Source organism: Herbaspirillum sp. 1173 (genome assembly GCF_031455335.1).
In the GTDB taxonomy this organism is placed as follows: domain Bacteria; phylum Pseudomonadota; class Gammaproteobacteria; order Burkholderiales; family Burkholderiaceae_D; genus Herbaspirillum; species Herbaspirillum huttiense.
Genome location: NZ_JAVDSP010000001.1, coordinates 516,165 through 537,458, shown reverse-complemented (window position 1 = coordinate 537,458; position 21,294 = coordinate 516,165). Strand labels below are relative to the sequence as shown.

Sequence of the window (21,294 nt, the reverse complement as noted above, 5' to 3'; positions counted from 1 at the left end):
TCTTTGCTGCTACCATCCATTCTATGGATAGCAAAAAACGCCTGGATTTGAATCTTCTGGTCACGCTGGAAACGCTGCTTGCAGAGCAGAACGTTACCAAGGCAGCTGAGCGGCTGCATTTGAGCCAGCCGGCTGTCAGCGCGCAACTCAATCGACTGCGCGAACTGTTCGAGGATCCGCTGTTGATTCCTTCCCACCGTGGCATGACCGCGACGGCAAAAGCGCTTGATCTGCTGGAACCCTTGCGGCAGGCGCTGGATCAAGTGCGATCCACGGTCGCGCAACATAGCCAGTTCCATCCCATGAGCGCGCAGATGAGTGTCTCCATCGCCAGTACCGACTATGTGCAGGCATGCGTCATACAAACGCTCTGCATGGTATTGCGGCAGCACGCGCCGGGCATCCGCATCGCGCTGCGCCATCTTGACCCGCCCCAACTCGAAGCACAGATGGCCGCAGGCGACGTCGATCTGGCGCTGATGACGCCGGATCATGCGGCGCAAAGCCTGCGCTACCGGCATTTGTTTGACGAACGTTATGTGCTCATCGGAAGGCATCGACATCCGAAGCTGAGGCGCAAGCTCTCCGTGGCGCAGTTCGCGCAGCTTGAACACGTCGTCGTCTCGCTCGATGGCGGCGGTTTCAGCACGGCTGTGGATGATGGATTGGCCGCCCTCGGGTACCAGCGTCGCGTGGTGCTCTCGGCAGCCTCGTTTCTGATTGTGCCGGACCTGGTTTCGCGATCCGATGTCGTGGCGCTGGTGCCGGAGCGGCTGGTGCTCGATCGGCAGGAAAACCTGACCGTTGTCGAATGCCCTTTCCCGGTCCCGGGATTTCCCGTCGGCATGCTGTGGCACGAACGTAACCACGCCCATGGCGGACATCGCTGGCTACGCGACGTGATTATCGAGTTGGCCTCAGACATGTAGCGTATTGACCTGTCAGTTCTTGCTTTCTTTTGTCAGGATCATGTCGTAGAGCGCCTGTGCCGCCGGCGAGAGGTGCGCCGACTTGCGTGTGATCAGCACCAGACTGCGGGACACCACAGGCTCGACCAGCTGGATCGTGCGCACATCAGGATAGGCTCCCTCCTGCACGGCCAGCCCCGGCACCACGGCGATGCCCACCCCCTGCGCCACCAGTCCCATCGCCGTTGAGCTGCGCTGCACTTCATAGAAAGAACGCAAGGCGAGGCGGTTGGCGTCCAGCACCGGATCGAGCAAGGTGCGATTGCCGCTCACCTCCCCTGCAAAGATCAGCGGATACGGCTTGAGCTGCGCCCAGGTGGCCCGGCGGCGTTTGGCCAATGGATGGGTGTGGTGGCAGATCAGCACGTACCGGTCCGTGGTCAATGGAACGCTTGCCAGCTCGGGATGATGTTCCCTGGCCATGTTGATGCCGAATTCGGCTTCGCGGCGCAGCACCGCATCGGCCACGGCTGAAGAGGCGTGATCGAGAATCTTGATGCGGTTGTGCGGATAGCGCGCGGAATACGCCTGGAGGATGCGTGGCAGGTACTGCACACCCACGGTGGGCACACAGGCGATGCAGACGTCGCCACGCCGCGCCATCCCGGTTTCCCGGATCTCCACCAGCGCGCCCGCCAGCTCGTCCAGCAGCCGCCGGGCCTGGGGCAGGAAGTCCTGTCCGATTTCGGTGAGCGCAAGGGAGCGCGTGGTCCGCTCCATCAAGGTCACTCCCAGAAAATCCTCCAGCTTGCGCAAGCGCAGCGTCACCGCCGTCTGCGTCACGTGCAAGGCGCCAGCCGCGCCCTGAAAGCTGCCGTGATCGGCAATCGCGACAAACGCCTGTACACCGAGGATGTCGATTTTCATGAGTAAAACTTATTAATCTTTCAGATAATTTCATTTTACTGCTTCTCCGGCAGCGCTCAAGATACAGCCTCAAGTCAGCCCTAAGGGAGCCAGATCATGAACATCACCCTATCGGACGCGCAGCCAGGTCATGAAGAACCGGCCGCAAGCGACGCCGTCGAGCCGCTCATCCTTGATCTTCTCGAATGGATAGGAGCCGATGGACGGCCTTACAGCGAAGTGATAGATACTTGGCGAACCTCATGCCCTCGCTTGCCGGTCTGGGAAGACGCCAATGCGCGAGGCTATCTGGCACGCGTCCATGCATCTGGCGGCGTGGCCCGGATAGAGGTCAGCCAAGCCGGTGCCGCTCATCTGCAAGCCAGGCGAGGCAGACTGCTCAGCCAGAATCAACCTTCGCCACAGGAGCAATCCATGCAAACCTCTCCAGAATCCATACAAGCCCAGGTTCAATGGGACGTCAGCCAGTATTTGCGTTTCGGCGGCGAACGCCTGCGCCCGGCCCTGGACCTGATGTTGCATCTGCCCACGCAGAACCCCGCGCGCATCCTCGACCTGGGGTGCGGCACCGGCAACCTGACCGCACTGCTGCAGCAGCGCTGGCCACGGGCCGAGGTGCTGGGCGTGGATGGCTCCGATGACATGCTGGCCAAGGCGCGCCTGAACGTGCCGCAGGCCAGGTTCGTCGCTGCCGATCTGAATCATTGGGTGCCCGAGCACAAACTGGACCTGATCTACACCAATGCGACCCTGCAGTGGCTGCCCGATCATGCGCAGCTGTTCCCGCGGCTGCTGTCCTTCCTCAATCCTGGCGGTTGCCTGGCGGTGCAGATGCCGGTCATGCATGACGCGCCGTTGCGGCGCGCGCAGGTGGAGCTGGCGAGGTCACCCGCCTATGCCGATGTGCTGGGCGAGGTGTCGGAACGGCGCAATGTCCTGGAGGTGGGCCGCTATTACGACCTGCTGCGCCCGCGCGTGGCGACGCTGGACATCTGGCAAACGAGCTACCTGCACATCCTCACGGGCGCGGACCCGGTACTGGAATGGGCCAGCGGCAGCAGCCTGCGTCCCTATCTCGAGAAATTGGAAGGCGATCAATTGCAGGCCTTCCGCACCGAATATGCGCGCCGCATGCAACAGGCTTACCCGCCCAGCGCAGACGGCAGCACATTGCTGCCGTTCCAGCGCATGTTCATCGTGGCGAGCTTGCCTGGCTGAGCTGGAGCTCGCGCTCATGAAAAGGGGCAGTACTCGGTTGGAGGTTCATCTTGTCCGCCCACCAAGGTCTCCGTCACCCAACTCACTCTCCAAAAGCCGCTCGTACTGCATGCAGAGGTAATGCATGCGCAGCAAACGTCTCGCAGGATTCACCTCCGGCGCAAGCTTCGAAAACAGTGTCATGCCACCAGCCTCTGCTCTCTGGTCAAGCACACTGATCCGCGCCAGTGCTTGCCGACCTGTTTCCGGTGCAAGACCGGATTCTGCTTGCCGCTGTGCCCACTCCCGAACGTCGCGCAACGCCCTCGGGACCCGAGATGGCGCGCCGTTAGCGATGACTTCATGGGCGTCCTGAACAGCAGGGTAGTGTTGCGGGTGCCGTATCCGGGCACGCAACGGTTCGTTGGCGTCGACCGGATCATCAAAGTGCAGAGCATCGACCACAGTCTGGCCAATCCCGGCATCAGGGTAGATCAGGCTGAGCGGCTCGGCAGTCAGGCGTGCCCGGTCGTTACGCAACTTCGCTACCAGCAGCGTGCCGGGTGGCAGTTGGTCAGGCTCCATCTGCTCGATGCGTGCGATGGCGTGTGCGGCCATGTCGCTGTAGACCAGTTCAACATCAAGCATACGATCCTCTTGATCGAAAACAGGCCAATTCAGTGTCTGGCGCGTCGTGTCGAACGTGGCCGAACTATAGCGCGCGGGCCGCAAGACGACCCAATCCCTCATTGGTTGCGACTCGGCCAACAAGCTGCCCCCGCGCTGCCCGCGCGCCGCAATCAAGACCGACCAGTCGTCGCAGACCGGCAAGGTCGCTGCGAAGTGGGCTGCGCCGACGGGCGGCAATACCGACGCACTGCAGCCCTGTCCTGTTGAAATCCGTCCCTGGGCATTGAAGTGAGCTCCGGTAACCGAGGCCCGGCAGCCGGTCAACTGGGCCGGTGCACTAATACCCGCCCAAGGGCCCGATGCCCGATAGCGCTCACGCGGATTGAAACGACGCTGTGTTTCCGGCCGCGCGTCACTGCAGCAGAGAAAAACACCATCCTGCGGCGACCAGAAGAATATCGACAGACCCACATAACCCGAAGCGGAGCGCCATGGCCAGGCGCCGAGGCCCAGCAGTTCGACTGGGCCGCCCTGTGCATACTGACTGCGGGCACGCCCGATCAAATGCGTCGGTGCACCGCCCTCAGTGGCCGCACTGCCGAGGGCGTTGGCAAGCCCATAGGCCAGTGCCAACTCGTCAAGCAATCGATGTTCATCCGCACCGCCCGCTCCGACCAGCAGCATCTCTACATGGTCTGCCAGCCCGCGGATCAGCAAGGCCAGCCGATGGTATTGCACCCCCTGGGCCCACACCGCCAGTGTAGAAAACCGCTCCTGTATGCCTCGGGACAAATGCGCCAGACCGAGACTGACCGATTCCTCAATCAATTGCTGCAGACTCTCTCGCAAGCGCTGTCGCGCTGCTGCCTGCTCGCCGGCAGCATCCGGCAGGGCATGCTCCTTGCTCAGGTTGAGGGCCGCCGTGCCGGTCTTGGGCAGATCGTGCGAGAACGGTGCGGGCAGCTCGGCCCCATGCGCGCGTTGATACGCCAGCACTGCTGCAATCTGGTACTTCTCGCGGGAAGGCAGGTTGACGTCCGCTATCAGGTTGTCCAGCCCGCCGCCCAGGTACCTGAACTCCACCCGCGGATGTGCGAAACGGATCACGACGTATTTGCTGCCACTGATTTTCGGGTCAGACTGCGCGTCCAGATCATGCACGAATTGCAGCGCCCATCGGTAAGCGCGGGTTCCGCCATGGCGTGTCATGTCGGAGGGAGTGATGTGCAGCAGTGCGGCATGCAAGGGAGCAAGCGGTTCATCAGAGGTGGCCTCGGCTGCATCTGCGCCCTCTCCGCTCTTCTGTTCGCGATTGTGCTCCGTAACTGGACTGGCGTCCGCAGCCGGAGTCATCCTCTGCAGAGCGATCACCGCAGCGAGGATGTGTTGGCAGATACCGCTGGCCGGGCAACTGCATTGAGCGTGGGCGGGGCCGCGGGTATCGAAACGGATCCGGTGTTCACCGGCGCTCAAGACAAGCTCGGCAGCGCTTTCTTCCGAGATGCGGAGCGTCAGCTTCTTCAGGTCTTTGTGGGCGCGCCGCAGCAGCCCGCGATTGGCCAGCGCCGCCAACGCCTCGTCGTCAAAGCGTTGCAACTGGCTCTGCAACTGCGACAAAAAGTGGCTCATGAAATCACCTTGACCAGCCAATGCGCGAGCCGTTGCGGCGTCAGTGCGGCGATCTCCATCCCGCAGGCCGCCAGCCGCTCTGCCATCTGGCGGTCGTAGGCCGGGTGAGCCTGCCCGTCCAGCGCCGCCAGGCCGAGGGTTTTCACGCGCGCTTCGGCCAGTTTGGCCACCTCGCGCAGAAGTTCACTTGGCGGCGCACCTTCGCAGAAGTCGCTCACCAGTACAAAGACCGTGCGATGCGGATTCTCTACCAACTGACTGCAATAGCGGACTGCTTGGGCAATATGAGTACCGCCCCCGAGCTGAACCCGCATCAAGACCTCGAGCGGATCGTCAACGTAGCCCGACAAATCCACGACGTTGGTATCAAATACCACGATCTTGACCCGAAACGCAGGCAGGCCGGCCAGAATGCCTGCCATGACAGCACTGTGGATGACCGAGTCGGCCATGCTGCCGCTCTGGTCCACGCACAGGATGACGTCCCAGGGTAACCGCCGGTTGTTGCGTTCGAAAAACCGCAGCTGTTCGATCACGATCTGCTGGCGTCGGGTGTCGTAGTGCTTCAGGTTGCGACGAATGGTGCCCATCACATCGAAGTTCTGCGCCATCGCCATGGGCGAATGCCGCAAAGGGTTAAGCCGCCCGGCCAAGGCCATGCGGACCTCCGATTCGAGCCTGGCACGAATCTCCTCAATGACCTGCCTGATGATGCGTCGGGCTACCTGCAAGACCTCATCCTTGAGGTAGCCACGCAAGGTCAACAGCGTATGCAGCAGCTGCTGGTTGGGCTCCAACCGCTCCAGCGTCCGGGGATCTGTCAGCAGCTCCGTCAGGCCATAGCGCTCCAGTGCATGTTTCTCGATGACTTCGACGGCGTCGTTCGGGAACAGCTCGCGGACCTCCCCTAACCAGGTCACCAAGCTTGGCTGCGACGCTTCCAGCGAGGCGGCTCCGTGTTCGCCACGCACTCCTCGCCCGAGATACTCCCGGCTGTACAGGAATTCCAGCGCGGCATCAAGCCGGGCGGCGTGGGCTGACTGGATGGTGTGTGGCAAGCCTTTCTCGGCATACTTGCCGAGTATCAAGCGCCAGCGTGCAAGTGTGTTGTCGGGTTCGCTCATTACGTCATCCATCCTTGCAGACCGTCGTTGCGGAGGATCTCTTCCATGCTCTGCGACAATACAAGATGAGCCTGTACATCCGCTGCGCTCAGATCGTGGTGGGTCAGTCGACCGAGGTAGTCCTGCCCATGAAGCCGGGCCACGGATTCGGCGATCCGTCCCGTCTCCTTCGGAGTCATCTCGGTGAAGGCCAGGCGCAGCTCCGGCAGGTTGGCGATGAACGCTTCATCGTCCCATTCTGCCAACAAATGATCCAGTACCTGCAGCACGCCTTCCTGCTGCCACGCAACTTCGCGCGCCGTATGGAACAAGCCGCGCAGGAAGCCTACCGCCGCGTGCGGCGGTGCCATTCCACGCAGATGGCCCCGCAAGACCGTCCCCAGGCCGGCATCGGTAAGGCGGCCCGCGGCAAACAACAGACCGGCTGCGGCACCGCATATCAGCGTGGAGTCATGGCCAGCGTGCAAGCCGACAACCATGGCCCAGTACAGGCTGGCATCCAAGGCGTCGCCCGCGCGGCTGGCCAGCAACTCGCGCAGCCTTGCCAGCGCCTGCATGCTGTCTCCTGCCGTACTGTGGTGCCCGTCAAGTTCGCGGCCGAGGTAGATGGCGCGGGCATAGGCGGCCTGCAGCAGGTCGGGCAAGCCCTCCACTTCGCGTGCCTCCAGCGGTTCGCGGGATTCGGTCAACAGGCAGAGACTACCCGCCGCCGCCACCACGGAATCGAACGCAGGATCCGCCCCGACTTGCCGCCGCAACAGGGCCACCACGCGCGGTACGTGATCATGCAGGCCCAGCACGCAGGCCTGCGTCAGTAGTGCGGCGCCGGCGCGTGCACTGTGCTGGCCACTGTCGGCTTCCAGTTGCGCTACCTTTGCCAGGAATCGGTTGGCCACGGCCATTGGAACGGTCACACCGTAGACTGAAGCTTCCACCAGCGTCGCTTCGGTCGCGGCCGAGTAAGCGTATTGCCATTGCTCGTGCAGGCGTTCGAGCCCGATCCCATTGACGAAATCCGGGCCGCCGGTGCGCGCCGCCAGCGGTATCCCGAGAAAGGCCAGGCCATGCAGCAGCCGGCTGGTCGTCCGGTGTTCGGGCCTTCGATAGATGTCGAGCAGCAGGCGTCGGGAGGTTACGTCGTCGATTTTCAGCCGTTGGCGCCGTGCTCTGTAGTGAAAGTCTTGGACCAGCGGCGGCATTCCGGCGTTGGGCGGTACCTGTCCCATGGCGTCGCCGCTCAGAACATGTCCCGCAGCAGCAAACACCTGCGCTCCCTCAGCATCGGTGTCGCCTTTGACGAAGCAGCTCGTGACCGCATCCATCACATCTTCCCGTGCGGGTGCTGGGCGACCGCGCAACCGAGTTAGCCTGACAACGTGCTCGTAGGCCGCCGCCAGCGTGGGCGTGGGCAAACGCATCCCATGCTGCTGCCGCAATCTGGCGGCGACGTCAAACAGCACGTGGAGGGCCACGTCGTGGCGTACTTTTACCAACGGGCGCGGCGCCAACTGACTGGCTTTGCGCATGCCCTCCCAGACCTGATGTTGCCAGGCCGGCGATGTCATGCCGGCGCAATAGCCGTTGAGCCGGTCGAGCCGGTCAAAGCTGTAACGGATCAGCGCAGAGGCCTCATCTGCAATGTCCTGGCGCAATAGCGATAGCGACGGCCGCGGCGCTCCCTCCTCCCCTCGCCGCAACAGGTCCGGCATTACAACAGCATGAAATCCGCCCATCACGGCAAGTACCGGCCCCGCTCCCGGCTGCCTCGTAGCAAGCGCTTCGCGAATGTGCCATGCCATTTCCGCTTCGCGCGCCAGATTTCCTTCGGCCTGCAACTCCTGATCGCCATATTCGCCGCGGGCGAGGTGGCAGTAGGCGACCATGGTCGTGACATGTTCTTGCACAGTGCGCGTCGTACCCGGTATCTCAAACAGGTGTTCCCAAAGTTCCTCATGGTCGCGGCACCCCAGCCGCTCTGCCAAGGCGCTCAGATAATGGCTGCGGCGGTAATGTCGCTCTTCCAGCAGTGACTCGGCGTGTGTACCCTCGGGCTGGATTGCAGGGGTCAACAGTATCTGTTCGGAAAAATCCAGGTCCATGAAACGGACCGGGATGCCCTGCCTGCTGGCAGCGCGCGCCGCCACTAGCTCGGGCGAATGATCGCAGAAAGGATAATAGGCGGCCCGCCGTGGGGGAGGTTCGTCGCCCTTCGCGCGCCGCACCGCATACGTGTAGATGGCCAGCGGCATGCGTGCCCGAGAATCCACCAGCTGGGGCAACAGCGCTGTGAATGAACGCGGGCCCTCTACCAGCACCACCGATGGCCGGATCTGCTCAAGCAGCTGTTGCAAATGCCATGCGCACACGGGGCTGTGGTGCCGCACCGGGAACACCACCAGCTCATCCGAGAAAAGCTGTGCGCCCAATGCGCGCACGTGGTCGGAAATCGGCAGCATCCGGGGCCGATCAGCGGTCCAGTTCGCGGCGCGCCTCAAGCACGCGCCGCCATTGCGGCTGGCGCTCGGCACGGGGCTTGACCACCACATCGAAGTAATGCCGCAGCTTCTTGCCGTCGTCCACATTGTCCTTGAGCACCGTACCGATCAACTGCCGCGCAATATGCTCTCCGCCAACCAGGCCGTCGCCGAAATAATGCGCGTCCAGACACGCCGCGAAGCCGACCGATACCGCCTCGGCGGAGGACATTACGGCACTGGGCTTCTCCACCACCACGCCTTCACTGGTGACCCCGGCGCGCAGATCGTGGAACGCGGTGACCAGCAGTTCCACCACATCCGGTGTCAGCTCGACGTCCACCTGGGCGTGCTTGAGCAGCGCTTCGGTACGTTCTCGTACCAGCTGGATTTCCAGCTTGCGGTCATTGATCGGTCGCACCGTCTCGAAGTTGAAACGGCGCTTGAGCGCGCTGGACATCTCATGCACGCCCCGGTCGCGGATGTTGGCGGTGGCCAGCACATTGAAGCCGCGTGCGGCAAAGATCAGCGCGGCCTCGCCATCCAGTTCGGGCACATGCAGCACCTTGTCCGAGAGCACGCCAATGAGACTGTCCTGGATCTCGGGCTGCACCCGTGTGACTTCCTCGAAGCGGCACACACCACCGCTTTGCATGGCCTGATAAACCGGTCCGCGCACCAGCGCGCGCGGCGTCGGCCCTTCAGCCAGCAGGAGCGCATAGTTCCAGGAATACTTGATCTGGTCTTCTGTAGTACCCGCCGTGCCCTGAATCACGCAGGCGGAGTTGCCCGACACGGCGGCCGACAACAGCTCCGACAACATCGATTTCGCCGTGCCCGGCTCTCCCACCAGGAGCAGGCCTCGGTCGCTCATCAGGGTGACGATACAGCGGTCAACCAGCGCATCATCGCCGTAGAACTTGCGCTTGATGCCGAACTTTTCGTCACCCAGGATGAACGCGCGCACCGCCCTGGGGGAGAGCTTCCAGCCGCTGGGCCTTGGACCTGTATCCCGTTCGGCCAGCAGGGCAAGTTGTGCCGCATACACCTGCTCGGCTGGAGCGCGCAGGATGGACTCATGTACGAAGTTCATGTCAGTACTCGCTCTTCTTTTTCCATTCAGGATCGAAACCGCTCCCTTCGGAAGCAATCACCCGCAAGTCGTTGTAGCACTCGGACAGCAGGATCTTGGGTACCGTATGCAAAGGCAGGCCCGCGCGCTGCCAACCCGATCTGCTCGCCGTGCTGGAAAACGACAGGTTCAACAGCGCCACGGTACGATTTTCTTCTGGGAGCGGATTCCCGGTAAACGTGATCACGGCCTGCAGACCCAGGGTCGGGAAGCGCTTTTCGTAACTGTAGAACCATCCACCATCCTCGGTCGCCCCGCGCAGATAGCCCAGCTTGAGCGAGCGGCCGCGCAGCGCAAACGATTCGATCAGGTGGCCCTCAAAATCCGTGATGCATTGATTGTTGCTGACCTCTGCCGGCGGGATGTAGATGCCCTTGCCCATCTGCTGGAACAGCGGCACGATCTCGTAATCGGACAGATGCTGCTGCCAGCGCGCTATCTGATCCGGCGTCAGCAGGCAGTCATGGGCGATGCGAATGCGGGCGTTCGCCCGGAACTGCAGTTCTTCATCATCAACATCGGTGAGGGTACCGTCGTCCAGCGGACGGAAGGTGCGCAGCGCGCCCTCCTTCCCCACTTCGACCCATACCAGACGCTGCGCCAGATGACGCACCACCGGATGCCGGTTCAAGTACAGGCTCCAGTCTTCGAACGACCATTCTCGCTCTGTACACAGCGCTTCATACAGGCGCTCGCTCTGCAGGCTGACGATGCTCTTGATCTCTTTCTTGGCCGCGCTCAACGCCTTCCTGGCGTCCTTGGCGAGCTCAGCATCATCGTCCTGGCGCGGCTCCGGCAAGGCGGCGATCTTTTTCCCGTCCTGGTTGCAGAGTTCGATCCTGAAGTCTGCATGCAGGTGTGCGGCGAAGCTGCGCGGGCCATAATTCAATTCCATCTCGCCGTTCTCGTCGAATCCCGCCGTGGGTATGGTCCGGTCCGCCAGCTCGGACAGTGTCCAGCCCTTGCGCTCGGCCAGTGCGCTCGCTTGGGAGGTGGCTTCATCCTGGAAGCTCTTGGTACGAAAACGACTTCCGATGGAGAGCATCAGTTGGGTCGCGGAAGGATGATCGATCCACGCCAGCATACCGATGAGCGCCTTGCCTTGGCTGGCACGCGAGCCGTACCAGGCCTTCAGGTAGCGCGATACCGGGACGGCGGCACCTTCGCGTGCGCACACTGCGGAAATGGCCAGCAAGCCCCGGCTGGCGCTGGCAGAGCCTGCCGGCTGGCGCAGGCAGGCTGGCAGATACTTGGCTACCAGTTCCTCCAACGTCGGAACCTGCTGGGGAGCATTCGGGCCTTTTGAATAATTGCTCAAGTAATGGTGCATCGAGTGTGCTTGGCCTTGCGCCAGCGCCATGGCATCCTCGGGCGCGATCGGACGCACGTCTTCATCAAGCCAGGCCTCCAGGATGAATTGCCCAAGCCGCTCGCGGTCGCGCTGCTCAAACATCGCGCACAGCTTGCGCAGCAAGGTGTTGGGTTCAGACTGTTTCTGCTTGACGGCCTGTACCATCATCCAGCGCAGCAGATCGCCATCGACGGCCTCTCCGTTATTGGCCCAGCGGACTGTCGGCAAGGCGGCCCAAGGGAACCAGGCCAGTTCCTTGGGCAAGCCCTTGCCCAGCGCCTTGGTTGCATCGCCTAGCAGTGCGGTGCGGTCCAGATACTTGTCGACCGGCTGACCCAATACCTCCAATGCATCCAGCATGGCCCCCTTGGCAAGATCGTTCTTCTCCTTCTTCAGCGCCAGTTCCAGCGCCGCAACGGCACCTGTAAAACCTAGCCGGCCCAGCCATTGCGCCGCCACCGCACGGGTATCTGCCTTGCCATCGGCCAAGGCGGAAACGATACGCGCTTCCTTGTCCGGCAAGGTTGCCAGCGCAACCTGGGCCGCCTGGCGTTGCGTCTTGGCCGTGCCGAGCGCCAGGCTGAACAGCACGTTGACCAATGGCGGCGGTGGGAACGGCAGAGTCGCTATCGCACGGAACAGACCATCACGGTTGAACCAGTACCCGAACGGCTCATCTCTTCCGGCCAGCAGCTGAACCACGGTCTCCAGATGACGGGCCACGAATGGCCATACGGCCCCATGGTCCCATTCTCTGCCGATCGGATCGCCCCAGGCGGAGCAGTAAGTGTACAGAACGCTGGTGGCCGACTGTCCGGCTTCTTCGAGCATTCCCGACAACTCCAGGAGGGTCGGCCGGCCGCTGGTGCGGTACATCTCATTGAAGGCCCCCGACGCTACCGAGCTCAGTTTGCCGTCCGAGTCGGTAGCCAAGTCAAAGAACAACAGCATTTTCAGCAATGCGGCTGGCGTCATCTCCTCCGAGGCAACCAGTGTCCGCAGCGCGGGACCGACATGGTGATGATTGATCATGCGCCGATCGTCGTGCTCGGGCGGCATGGGGCTCTCCGAGGCCAGGTAGGCGCGCAACGCACGCTGGTCATCCTCCGTATAGAGGGTTATCTGACGCAACGGGAAGTTGTGCCCTGCAGCCTGCATCCGCTGGTGATGCTGGATTGACTGCTTGTTGGCGGTGACCATGGAGTCCGTGATCGTCTGCCACAAGGCGTCGAGCTGATCAGAAAGAACCGGAGTCAGCGCCACCGGCCATTTAATGACAGGCATCGCATAGTCGAAGGTTTGTGTGCTTGCCTTGGCAGCGGATTGCTGCTCATCGTCCCACTCAGCAAGCAAGGCGTTGACGGAAGCCGCCTTGTCGGCGGCGGCAGTATCCCGTGCCAATTGCTGGCTGGGTGCATCCTCCTGCTCGCACGCAATGGTGTACATCAGCCGCAATGCGTGCAGCCGCTGCTCTGGCTTGCCACGGCAGGCGAAGTCAAGCAAAGCCGCGCAGGCCGGCAGGCCGACACGGCGGATCACCACGTCCGCCGCCGATCTCACCTGCTTGCTGCTCGAGGCGACCATTGCCATCAGCTCCGGCAGCAGGCTCCGGAGTGTGGAAACCTCGGCTCTTTCCAGCATGGAAAGGCAGTGCAGGCGGTGCGCAACGGAGCCGTCCAGCAAGTGGCGGATGGACTCGACTTCGCGGTCCAGCCACATGCCGTAGTCCTTGAGGTCAGTGATGAGCAGGTGGCGCTGGTAGGCGTAGTAGCCCACCAGAGAAGCCTCCGAAAATGAGGCCACCAGCAGTGCAGCCGGGGCGATTCCCGCTTCGATCAGCAGCTTTTCGATGGTTGGTGCCGACAGCGCTGCGCTGTGGGGTCGCCGCGGCGACCAGACGTTGAGGCCATGGCCGGTAGTGTGCATGAGCAAGACTTCCGGCCAATGCGCCTCGCCAGGCAATTTCAGAAACAACCTGCTGTTGTTCCACACCACGCAAGCTTCCAGCAGCCTGGCCCAACGCAACGCGACCTCCACCGGCAGGGTGTCGAAAGCATCGTAAAAACGAAGGACGACTGCATGCTCCCGTTCATCGCTGTAGCCGACTACGTTCAGCTGTTCAGCCACATTGGAGTTCTGGCCGACTTCTTGCAGGACAGCCTGGGGCGCACCTGTGAGGACATAAGAGACCATGTCGCCAACCAGTCCTGCGCGCACCGTCCCCTCCGGCAATCCGTTGATGCGGGAGAGCAGTGCCTCAAGCTGTTCGTTCCAGTTCTGCGGCACGTTGGCCGTTGTGCCATCCAAGGTCTTGCTGCAACCGTCAAGCATCGTTCTAACCTCCCCCGTTGTATCGCCGCTTGTTAACAGTCGGCAATGGTATCAAAGAGATGGTTGTTGCGAACTTGCCGGTGCATGAATTCAGCGATATTTTGCTGCGTACGCTGCCACGGATCCAGCCGCTACTGGGCTCTGCCGGCCGCTATCATCGGTTCCGCAGCCAGCGCACGTAGCCATCCCCCAGCCGCTGCACCACCGACACCAGCAAAATCAGCACCGCAATGACGATCACCATCACCTGCGTATCGAATCGCTGATAGCCATAGCGGATCGCCAGATCCCCCAGCCCGCCCGCGCCCACGGCACCGGCCATGGCCGAAGAGCTGATGAGGGCCACCAGCGTGATCGTGAATCCACCCACGATCCCCGGCAAGGCTTCGGGCAGGTAGACATGCCGCACGATGTCCCATTTCTTGCAGCCCAGTGCCTGCGCTGCTTCGACCAGACCAGGATCAACCTCGCGCAAGCTCACCTCGACGATGCGCGCAAAGAAAGGCGTGGCGCTGATGGCCAGCGGCACGATGGCGGCCCAGACGCCGATGGTGGTGCCCGCCACCAGGCGCGTGAGCGGAATCAGCGCCACCAGCAGAACGATGAAGGGCGTGGCACGAAAACCATTGATGATGCTGCCCAATACCCGGTGCACGCGCGGCGAGGCCAGGAAGCCGCCCGGCGCCGTCACGATCAGCAGCACCGCCAGCGGAATGCCCGCCACCAGCGCCAGTGCGCCCGAGATGCCGACCATCTGCAGCGTATCGACCAGCGCATTGCCGTAGCGCTCGATGGGAATGGAAAGACTAAGTTCGAGTGACATATCCCAACTCCTTGATGTGATGCGCAATCGCCGTGGGTCCCTGCGTCAGGGCCTGCCAGTCTGGTGATCCCGTGACGTCGGCCAAGGCGATGTAGAGCTGACCGTGGGTATGTCCCTGGATGCGCTCCACGCTGGCCTGCAGCAAGCGCGTCTTGCCGCCCAGCGCCTGCGCCACGCGCAACAGATCAGGCTCCAGGCCATCCCCGCCACGGTATTGCAATTGCAGAATGCGCTCATGCAGCCCGGACGGCGGCACGGTCTGCAGCTGGTCCAGCAGTTCCGGCGGCAGGCCTTGCTGCAGTGGCGCCAACAAAGCTTGCGTGGCTGGATGGGCGGGATTACCGAACACCTGCCACACCGGTCCCAGCTCGGCGATGCGCCCCTGCTCCAAGACCAGCACCTGGTCGGCGATCTCGCGAATGACGCTCATTTCATGCGTGATCAGGATCACCGTGATGCCCAGCTTGCGGTTGATGTCGCGCAGCAGTTGCAGGATGGCGCGGGTGGTTTCCGGGTCCAGCGCCGAGGTGGCCTCGTCGCAGAGCAGGATCTCGGGCCCGCTGGCCAGGGCGCGGGCAATGCCGACACGCTGCTTCTGGCCACCCGAGAGGCGGCGCGGATAGGTTTCTGCCTTGTCCTGCAGACCGACCAGGGCCAGCAGTTCACGCACCCTGCCCTCCACCTGCTGGCGCGGCACGCCGGCCACGCGCAGCGGCAAGGCGATGTTGTCAAAGACGGTCTTGGCCGAGAGCAGGTTGAAATGCTGGAAGATCATGCCGATGCGCCGGCGCAATTCCACCAGTTGCGCATCGTCGAGGGTCGCGATATCCACCCCATCGACTTCGATGCGCCCGCTGGTGGGCGTCTCCAGCCGGTTGATGGTGCGCAGCAGGCTGGATTTGCCGGCCCCGCTGCGGCCGATGATGCCGAAGATGCTGCCGGGTGCAATCTCCAGGTCGATGTCCTGCAAGGCCTGCACCGGGCCGGCCGATGAGAGGTAGGTCTTGCCGACCTGGCGCAAGGCCACCCTGCCCTTGGGACCGCTGCCGGGCCACGGGCCGCCGGGGGCCGAGGCCTGCGCGGCAGCATCATGCTCCGCCTCGGGACGGCTGGGAGCGGTCAAGGATTGTCTGGCCGTGATCGAGAGTTCCATGCGGTTTCCTTCCGGGACGGGTGCGGCGGGTTCAGGGCTTCTGCCAGGCCAGCGTGTAGAGACGCTTGTCGCTGTTGAAGGCGCGGTGGATATCGGCCTTGACGGTCTCGGAGTTCTGGTAGATGCGGATGAATTTCTGGATCACCGGATCATTCACGCGGCTGGCCTTGGTGACGAACTGGATGGCGAAACGGGCATCCTCGATACCGGAATAGGCCAGGCCGCTGGAAGGATCGAAGGCCTTGGCCGCCACGATGAAGTGCGGATAGCCCTGGGCCAGGTCGACATCCGGCGTGATGCGCACCAGCTGCGGGCCTTCCACTTCGACGAAGTTCAGCTTCTTGGGGTTCTCGACGATGTCATTGAGACTGCCCAGGTAGCCGACGTTGGGCTTGAGCTTGATCAGTCCCACACTCTGCAGCAACAGCAAGCCGCGCCCCTGGTTGACCGGATCGTTGGCGATGCCGACCTTGCCGCCCTGTGGCACCTGGGCGAAGGACTTGTGCTTGAGCGAATACAGGCCGACGTTGGCCAGGATGCCGGTACCGGCACTGGCCAGCTTGTAGCCGTTCTTCTGGATGGCATTGTCGAGGAAGGGCTGGTGCTGGAAATAGTTCAGGTCCAGGTCCCCTGCATCCACCGCCACATTGGGCGTGGTCCAGTCGGTGAATTCGACGACTTGCACGTCAATGCCCTGGTTCTTGGCTTCCTTGGCGGCCACTGCGATGGAGTCGCCATAGGCCCCAGGCACCACGCCGATGCGCAGCTTGTCGGCGGCGTGCGCCACACCGGCATGGGCAGAAAGGACAGTCAGGACGACCAGCAAATGACGGAAAAGATGGGAAGGCTGCATGCAGGGCTCCGGAAAAAATGGGTTTTGGGAAAAAATGTTCAGGTCGTGAATCAGCCGCTGGCAGCGTCGGCGCAACGGGAGGCCGCTGGAAGCGGGCTTGCGGCCGGCGAGGCACGAGAAGATCACTCGCCAGCGACATAAAGCTTCACTCAGGGCTTTTGCCAGGGCAGGCTGTAAAGCCGTTTGTCGTGTGCATAGCGCTCATCGATCTTGGCCAGCACGGCGGGCGATTGCTGGTACAGCGTGATGAATTTGCGGATGCGCGGGTCGGCTGCATTACTGGTGCGGGAGACGAAGACGATCGCGAAGCGCTGGTCGTCCACGGTCGAATACTGCAGGCCGCTCTTGGCGATCTCCGGCTTGCCGGCGGCAACCAGATGCGCCGGGTAGCCCTGCGCCAGATCGACATCATCCAGGGCGCGAACCAGTTGCGGACCTTCGATTTCCTTGAAATCCAGTTTCTTCGGGTTGCTGGCGATGTCAGCCAGGCTGGCCTTGGCGCCCACACCCGGCTTGAGTTTGATCAGTCCGGCGCGTTCCAGCAGCAGCAATCCCCGGCCCTGGTTGACGGGATCGTTGGCCACGGCGACGGTGGCACCGTCCTTCAGTTGCGCCAGGCTCTTGATGCGGGTGGAAAACAGGCCGATGTTGGGCAGCACGCCATAACCGGCAATCGCAAAGGCGTAGCCACGTTCACGGATGGCGTTTTCCAGGAAGGCGGTGTGCTGGAAGTAATTCAGGTCGAGGTCGCCGGATTGCAGGGCGACATTGGGCGTGGTCCAGTCGGTCATCTCGACCACGCGTACCTCCAGTCCCTGCCGCTTGGCTTCTGCTGCGGCCACTTGGATGGAGTCGGCGATCACGCCGGGCGTCACGCCGATGGTCAGGGCTTGAGCGTGCGAAAACGCTGCGCTCAAGGCCAGGATGGCACCGGCCAGAGACTGCGGAAACCGGAAGCGGCGAATGAAGTTCTTTGCGTGCATGACCTGATCGTGGAGTCGTTCAATGGAGGCAGCGGACACGGCCTCGAAAGCCGCCGCGAGCCCCGATTGTGGGCGATCAGATCATTTGGAGCTACAAAGTAAAACATGCTTGGATATCAGCTTTTTGCATGAGCCTTCATCGGCGGGCATGGCTGGCTGAATGGAAGTGCAGCACGGACGTGCAGCGAGCGCATGCACGGCACCACTGCCCTGCCCCGGTATCAGCCGGGGTCGGTGCCTGGCTCTTTTGGTACCGGCGGCGCTGCCTGCCTCTCCTGTTCCGCGGCGGATTGGCTGCGCCACTCTTTGAGCAGCATTTCGTGCGTATCCAGTCGTGCGCGTACCGCCGCCAGCTCGCGCTCGCCCTGCTGCCATTGCCGGCGCGCGCTGGCGGCCTCTTCTTCGGCACTGATGACCCGGGCCTGCAGTTGCGTCAAGGCCTCGTTCCTGGCAGCCAGTTGCGCTTCAAGCACGCGCTTGGCGGAAGCCTGCTCCTGCAGCACCTCCATTTGTTGTTCGCGACGCGTGGCCAGCGTGTGCTGTTCTGCCAGCGCCTGCCGCGCATGTGACAACTCGGCAATCAGGCGCACGCCTTCCTGATTGAGCCGGGTGACGTCCTCCTGGCGCACCACTGCATCCTGGCGCAACTGGCGCAATTCGGCTTGCAGGGTCTGGAGTTGTTGCTCGTGGCGTCGCTGGTCCTGGTCGCGCTGGTCCTTGGCGGCACTGCGGTAGTGCTCCAGGGCATCGCGGGCGTGCTGGTGCTTTTCTTCGAGCGACTGGCGGTGCTGTTCGTTTTCGGCCAGGCGTTCCTGCAAGGCAGCGAGCTTCACTTCCAGGGTGCGTGCCATGGCGGTTTGCTCCTGGCGTTCCTCGCGGGTTTTCTCATGGGCGGCGCGCTCGGCGATCAGGGCTTTTTGCGTCTGATCCAGACGCAGGCCCTGCTCGCCATGGGCGGCCTTCAGCAATGCCAATTCCTGCGCCAATCGGGCGGTTACGGTCTCGGTTTCGGCACGCACTGCCTTGACCTCAGCCCGCGCCTCCTCCTGCAACTGCACGGCGAGCCGCTCCACCAGGTTCTGCAGCGCCTCGCTGATGCTGCGCGGCTGGCTCTGGCCGCCCTCCTCTTCTTCCAATTCCTTCAGGTATTTGTGGATTGTAGTCTTGGAGCCGGTATTGCCCAGTTCTACCCGCACAGCATCCACCGACGGATGCCGGCCCAATGCCAGCAAGGAATCGCGCGCTTTCTTCACTTCCGATTTGTAGAGGCCGGTACGTGCCATGGTCCAGATCCGTTATTTGATGATGTATTACATAATACGTAATTACATAAGATTATTGAAGAGTAATCAGAAATATTGCAAACATATTTCACACAGGATATTGGATGATTATCGAATCTGATCGCGTAAAATCCTCCTAATCTGCCCTCACCCGTCTGTAATGAGCCCATGCCAGCCGCACCAGCACCGTTGAATATCGATGACTATCTGCACGCCGCCACGCGTGACAACACTCGCCGCAGCTATCGTGCGGCCGTGAAGCATTTCGAAGTGGAATGGGGTGGTTTTCTGCCAGCCACGGCGGACAGCCTGGTGCGCTATCTCGCTGAGCACGCCGGCAAGCTGGCCCACAACACGCTCAAGCAGCGCATCTCCGCGCTGGGCCAGTGGCATGTGGACCAGGGATTCCCGGACCCGACCAAGGCCCCGGTCGTGCGCAAGATGCTGCGCGGCATCCTGGAACTGCATCCTGCCCAGGAAAAACGCGCCAAGCCGCTGCAGCTGGAGGCGCTGGAGCAGACCATCGCCCATCTGGAGCGCGAACGGGAACTGGCACGCCAGCAGGCGCGCTTTGCCGACCTGCTGCGGCATACGCGCGACAAGGCATTGTTGCTGATCGGATTCTGGCGGGGATTTCGCAGCGACGAACTGGCGCGGCTGGATATCGAACGCATCGAGGCGGTAGCAGGCGAAGGCATGCGCATCCACCTGCCTCGCACCAAGACCGACCGCAGCCTCAAAGGCAGCACCTACAAGACGCCGGCGCTGTCACGGTTGTGCCCGGTGGCGGCTTATCTCGACTGGCTGGCGGTGAGCGGCCTGAGCAGCGGACCGGTACTGCGCGGCATCGATCGCTGGGGCCGCATCAGCGAAGAAGCGGTCAATGCGGCCAGCATTATCCCCTTGCTGCGACGGATCCTGAAATCGGCAGGGATTGATGATGCACATCTCTACAGCTCGCACTCGCTGCGGCGCGGCTTTGCCAGCTGGGCCAGCGCCAATGGCTGGGAGATGCGCGCCCTGATGGAATACGTGGGATGGAAAAACATTCATTCGGCGGCACGCTATGTGGAATCCCAGGATCCCTACCACCGCGCCATGCTGGAGCGTCTGCTGCCGCAGCAGACTGCGGCGCTCGACACGCCCGATCAGGCCGAACCATAAACCACCGCGATCCCGTCTGGCCGGACTACTCGCAGTCCGGATTGCCGTGCGTTCTGACGCATTGCGCACGGGCGCAAGCGGCGATCACCTGGTTGCGGCCATATTCATTGATGTCGACCGTCACGTAGACGGGATATTGCTGGTACTCGGTACGCAGGATGTCCTGGCAGACCGTATCGGTCCGGTTGCCGTTGACCACCGAGCTGCAGCGCGTCTGCCCGGTCGGTACCTGGATGGTGCGGGTGCGCATTTCCATCCGCGTCTGCTGGATGATCGGGTACTGGGCATAGGCGGCCGGGGCGCACTGGCTCTCGGTGGCGCGATAGGCCTCGGTGGCGCAACCGCCAAGCGCCAGCATCACGGCCAGCCACGGGAGCACGGCGTAGGTTTTCATCGGTAAGGTCTCGTTGCTTGTTCTGTGGGCAGAGATTGTAGCCGCGCACGGGTCCCGGCACCATGACGCCGCGCAGCAGCACCTCCGGACGGGAGCGAAATCGGCAAGGACGTGCCGATGTTGCATGACATTCACATGGGCTCAGGCGAAAGTGAAGACTCAGCAACACAATCCGCTGAAGCTCCCCTATCCTGGAGCCGCCATCCCGGTGGCCCGCCAAGGCCAGCGTCGGCACCATAACCAGACCAACATCCAGAGACAGAGACCTTCATGAAACGATTCCTGCGCATTGCCCTTGCCTCGACCTTGCTCTCGGCCGCCGTAGCCCAGGCTGCGGATCGCCTGCCGGTGATCCCGCCCGATCAATACACGCCGGAACAGAAAAAAGCCGCCGATGAATTCCTGGCCGCCCGCAAGGTGCCGGTGTTCGGCCCCTTCGAACCGCTGATGCACAGCCCGCAAGTGATGACGCAGGCGCGCTCGATGGGCGACTACCTGCGCTACAACTCGGCCATCGGCAATACCCTGAGCGAACTGGTGATCCTCATCACGGCCCGTGAATGGACCCAGGATTACGAGTGGTACGTGCACTACCCCATCGCCATCAAGGCCGGCATCAAGCCGGAAGTGGCGGCGGCCATCGCCGACGGCCGCCGTCCCGAGGGCCTGAGCGAGGACGAGCAGATCGTCTATGACTTCTCGCTCGAACTGCATCGCAACAAGCGCGTCTCCGATCCGACCTTCGCCCGCGCCGAAAAGCGTTTCGGCAAGAAGGGCGTGGTCGATCTGACCGGCATCAATGCCTATTACACGCTGCTGGCCATGCAGATGAACGCGGCGCAATACCAGGCACCGAAGGAGGCCAAGCGGCTGGTGCGCTTCCCCGAGTAAGCTCACCTGCCTGCACCGGAGCGGCACTGCGCAGGCTGGCTGTAGCG

Annotated in this window: 16 protein-coding genes; 4 read left to right on the top strand and 12 right to left on the bottom strand. The window is 62.6% G+C overall.

The window, feature by feature from the left end:
- The first annotated feature begins 23 nt into the window (after positions 1-23).
- On the top strand, positions 24-929 hold the full coding sequence (locus J2X56_RS02450; protein WP_310157996.1) for a LysR family transcriptional regulator: 906 nt from the start codon (positions 24-26) through the stop codon (positions 927-929).
- Positions 930-941: 12 nt separating this feature from the next.
- Here J2X56_RS02450 and J2X56_RS02445 read toward each other — a convergent pair whose 3' ends face one another.
- Positions 942-1,835, bottom strand: coding sequence for a LysR family transcriptional regulator (locus tag J2X56_RS02445; RefSeq protein ID WP_121040245.1), 894 nt, complete (start codon positions 1,833-1,835; stop codon positions 942-944).
- Positions 1,836-2,249: 414 nt separating this feature from the next.
- On the opposite strand from J2X56_RS02445, the gene J2X56_RS02440 reads away from it, so the two are divergent.
- Complete coding sequence (locus J2X56_RS02440) at positions 2,250-3,053, top strand: methyltransferase domain-containing protein (protein WP_121040244.1); 804 nt, start codon at positions 2,250-2,252, stop codon at positions 3,051-3,053.
- Between the two features lie 45 nt (positions 3,054-3,098).
- Here the strand turns inward: J2X56_RS02440 and J2X56_RS02435 are convergent, their stop codons facing one another.
- The 10 genes from J2X56_RS02435 to J2X56_RS02390 form a co-directional block, all read right to left on the bottom strand.
- Entirely contained in the window at positions 3,099-5,291 is a 2,193-nt protein-coding gene (locus J2X56_RS02435; protein ID WP_310157993.1) for an SWIM zinc finger family protein, read from the bottom strand.
- A complete protein-coding gene (locus J2X56_RS02430; RefSeq protein ID WP_121040384.1) occupies positions 5,288-6,415 on the bottom strand; it encodes a VWA domain-containing protein in 1,128 nt (375 codons plus the stop codon). Before J2X56_RS02430 ends, J2X56_RS02435 begins: the two co-directional genes overlap by 4 nt.
- Complete coding sequence (locus J2X56_RS02425; protein ID WP_310157990.1) at positions 6,415-8,871, bottom strand: DUF5682 family protein; 2,457 nt, start codon at positions 8,869-8,871, stop codon at positions 6,415-6,417. The genes J2X56_RS02430 and J2X56_RS02425 overlap by 1 nt, the downstream gene beginning before the upstream one ends.
- Before the next feature lie 10 nt (positions 8,872-8,881).
- Positions 8,882-9,982 carry an AAA family ATPase gene (locus J2X56_RS02420; RefSeq protein ID WP_121040238.1) on the bottom strand — a complete coding sequence of 367 codons (1,101 nt, stop codon included), beginning with the start codon at positions 9,980-9,982 and terminating at the stop codon, positions 8,882-8,884.
- A gap of 1 nt (position 9,983) precedes the next feature.
- On the bottom strand, positions 9,984-13,703 hold the full coding sequence (locus J2X56_RS02415) for a DUF4132 domain-containing protein (protein ID WP_134136305.1): 3,720 nt from the start codon (positions 13,701-13,703) through the stop codon (positions 9,984-9,986).
- A gap of 154 nt (positions 13,704-13,857) precedes the next feature.
- The gene (locus J2X56_RS02410; protein WP_121040234.1) at positions 13,858-14,526 is read right to left on the bottom strand and encodes a methionine ABC transporter permease; all 669 of its coding nucleotides are present in this window, start codon (positions 14,524-14,526) and stop codon (positions 13,858-13,860) included.
- Positions 14,510-15,679, bottom strand: a complete 1,170-nt coding sequence (locus J2X56_RS02405) for an ATP-binding cassette domain-containing protein (protein WP_310157986.1) — start codon at positions 15,677-15,679, stop codon at positions 14,510-14,512. The genes J2X56_RS02410 and J2X56_RS02405 overlap by 17 nt, the downstream gene beginning before the upstream one ends.
- 31 nt (positions 15,680-15,710) lie before the next feature.
- A complete protein-coding gene (locus tag J2X56_RS02400) occupies positions 15,711-16,532 on the bottom strand; it encodes a MetQ/NlpA family ABC transporter substrate-binding protein (RefSeq protein WP_310157984.1) in 822 nt (273 codons plus the stop codon).
- Positions 16,533-16,681: 149 nt separating this feature from the next.
- A complete protein-coding gene (locus tag J2X56_RS02395; RefSeq protein ID WP_034331992.1) occupies positions 16,682-17,515 on the bottom strand; it encodes a MetQ/NlpA family ABC transporter substrate-binding protein in 834 nt (277 codons plus the stop codon).
- Between the two features lie 221 nt (positions 17,516-17,736).
- Entirely contained in the window at positions 17,737-18,798 is a 1,062-nt protein-coding gene (locus J2X56_RS02390) for a DNA-binding protein (RefSeq protein ID WP_134136302.1), read from the bottom strand.
- 168 nt (positions 18,799-18,966) lie between these two features.
- Here J2X56_RS02390 and J2X56_RS02385 point away from each other — a divergent pair, with 168 nt between their 5' ends.
- Positions 18,967-19,962, top strand: a complete 996-nt coding sequence (locus J2X56_RS02385) for a site-specific integrase (protein ID WP_310157979.1) — start codon at positions 18,967-18,969, stop codon at positions 19,960-19,962.
- Between the two features lie 25 nt (positions 19,963-19,987).
- Here the strand turns inward: J2X56_RS02385 and J2X56_RS02380 are convergent, their stop codons facing one another.
- Positions 19,988-20,356 (bottom strand): hypothetical protein, encoded by a 369-nt coding sequence (locus tag J2X56_RS02380; protein WP_039788085.1) that lies wholly within the window; start codon positions 20,354-20,356, stop codon positions 19,988-19,990.
- A 270-nt stretch (positions 20,357-20,626) separates the two neighbouring features.
- Between J2X56_RS02380 and J2X56_RS02375 the strand changes: the two genes are divergently transcribed.
- The gene (locus tag J2X56_RS02375) at positions 20,627-21,247 is read left to right on the top strand and encodes a carboxymuconolactone decarboxylase family protein (protein ID WP_209568968.1); all 621 of its coding nucleotides are present in this window, start codon (positions 20,627-20,629) and stop codon (positions 21,245-21,247) included.
- Positions 21,248-21,294: the final 47 nt, after the last annotated feature.

What these genes read in the sequence shown, in the direction of transcription:
- J2X56_RS02445 (WP_121040245.1), bottom strand. Translation starts at nt 1,835, where the DNA reads ATGAAAATCGACATCCTCGGTGTACAGGCGTTTGTCGCGATTGCCGAT.
- J2X56_RS02425 (WP_310157990.1), bottom strand. Translation starts at nt 8,871, where the DNA reads ATGCTGCCGATTTCCGACCACGTGCGCGCATTGGGCGCACAGCTTTTC.
- J2X56_RS02405 (WP_310157986.1), bottom strand. Translation starts at nt 15,679, where the DNA reads ATGGAACTCTCGATCACGGCCAGACAATCCTTGACCGCTCCCAGCCGT.
- J2X56_RS02400 (WP_310157984.1), bottom strand. Translation starts at nt 16,532, where the DNA reads ATGCAGCCTTCCCATCTTTTCCGTCATTTGCTGGTCGTCCTGACTGTC.
- J2X56_RS02375 (WP_209568968.1), top strand. Translation starts at nt 20,627, where the DNA reads ATGAAACGATTCCTGCGCATTGCCCTTGCCTCGACCTTGCTCTCGGCC.
- J2X56_RS02440 (WP_121040244.1), top strand. Translation starts at nt 2,250, where the DNA reads ATGCAAACCTCTCCAGAATCCATACAAGCCCAGGTTCAATGGGACGTC.
- J2X56_RS02385 (WP_310157979.1), top strand. Translation starts at nt 18,967, where the DNA reads ATGCCAGCCGCACCAGCACCGTTGAATATCGATGACTATCTGCACGCC.
- J2X56_RS02415 (WP_134136305.1), bottom strand. Translation starts at nt 13,703, where the DNA reads ATGCTTGACGGTTGCAGCAAGACCTTGGATGGCACAACGGCCAACGTG.
- J2X56_RS02450 (WP_310157996.1), top strand. Translation starts at nt 24, where the DNA reads ATGGATAGCAAAAAACGCCTGGATTTGAATCTTCTGGTCACGCTGGAA.
- J2X56_RS02420 (WP_121040238.1), bottom strand. Translation starts at nt 9,982, where the DNA reads ATGAACTTCGTACATGAGTCCATCCTGCGCGCTCCAGCCGAGCAGGTG.
- J2X56_RS02390 (WP_134136302.1), bottom strand. Translation starts at nt 18,798, where the DNA reads ATGGCACGTACCGGCCTCTACAAATCGGAAGTGAAGAAAGCGCGCGAT.
- J2X56_RS02430 (WP_121040384.1), bottom strand. Translation starts at nt 6,415, where the DNA reads ATGAGCGAACCCGACAACACACTTGCACGCTGGCGCTTGATACTCGGC.
- J2X56_RS02395 (WP_034331992.1), bottom strand. Translation starts at nt 17,515, where the DNA reads ATGCACGCAAAGAACTTCATTCGCCGCTTCCGGTTTCCGCAGTCTCTG.
- J2X56_RS02380 (WP_039788085.1), bottom strand. Translation starts at nt 20,356, where the DNA reads ATGAAAACCTACGCCGTGCTCCCGTGGCTGGCCGTGATGCTGGCGCTT.
- J2X56_RS02410 (WP_121040234.1), bottom strand. Translation starts at nt 14,526, where the DNA reads ATGTCACTCGAACTTAGTCTTTCCATTCCCATCGAGCGCTACGGCAAT.
- J2X56_RS02435 (WP_310157993.1), bottom strand. Translation starts at nt 5,291, where the DNA reads ATGAGCCACTTTTTGTCGCAGTTGCAGAGCCAGTTGCAACGCTTTGAC.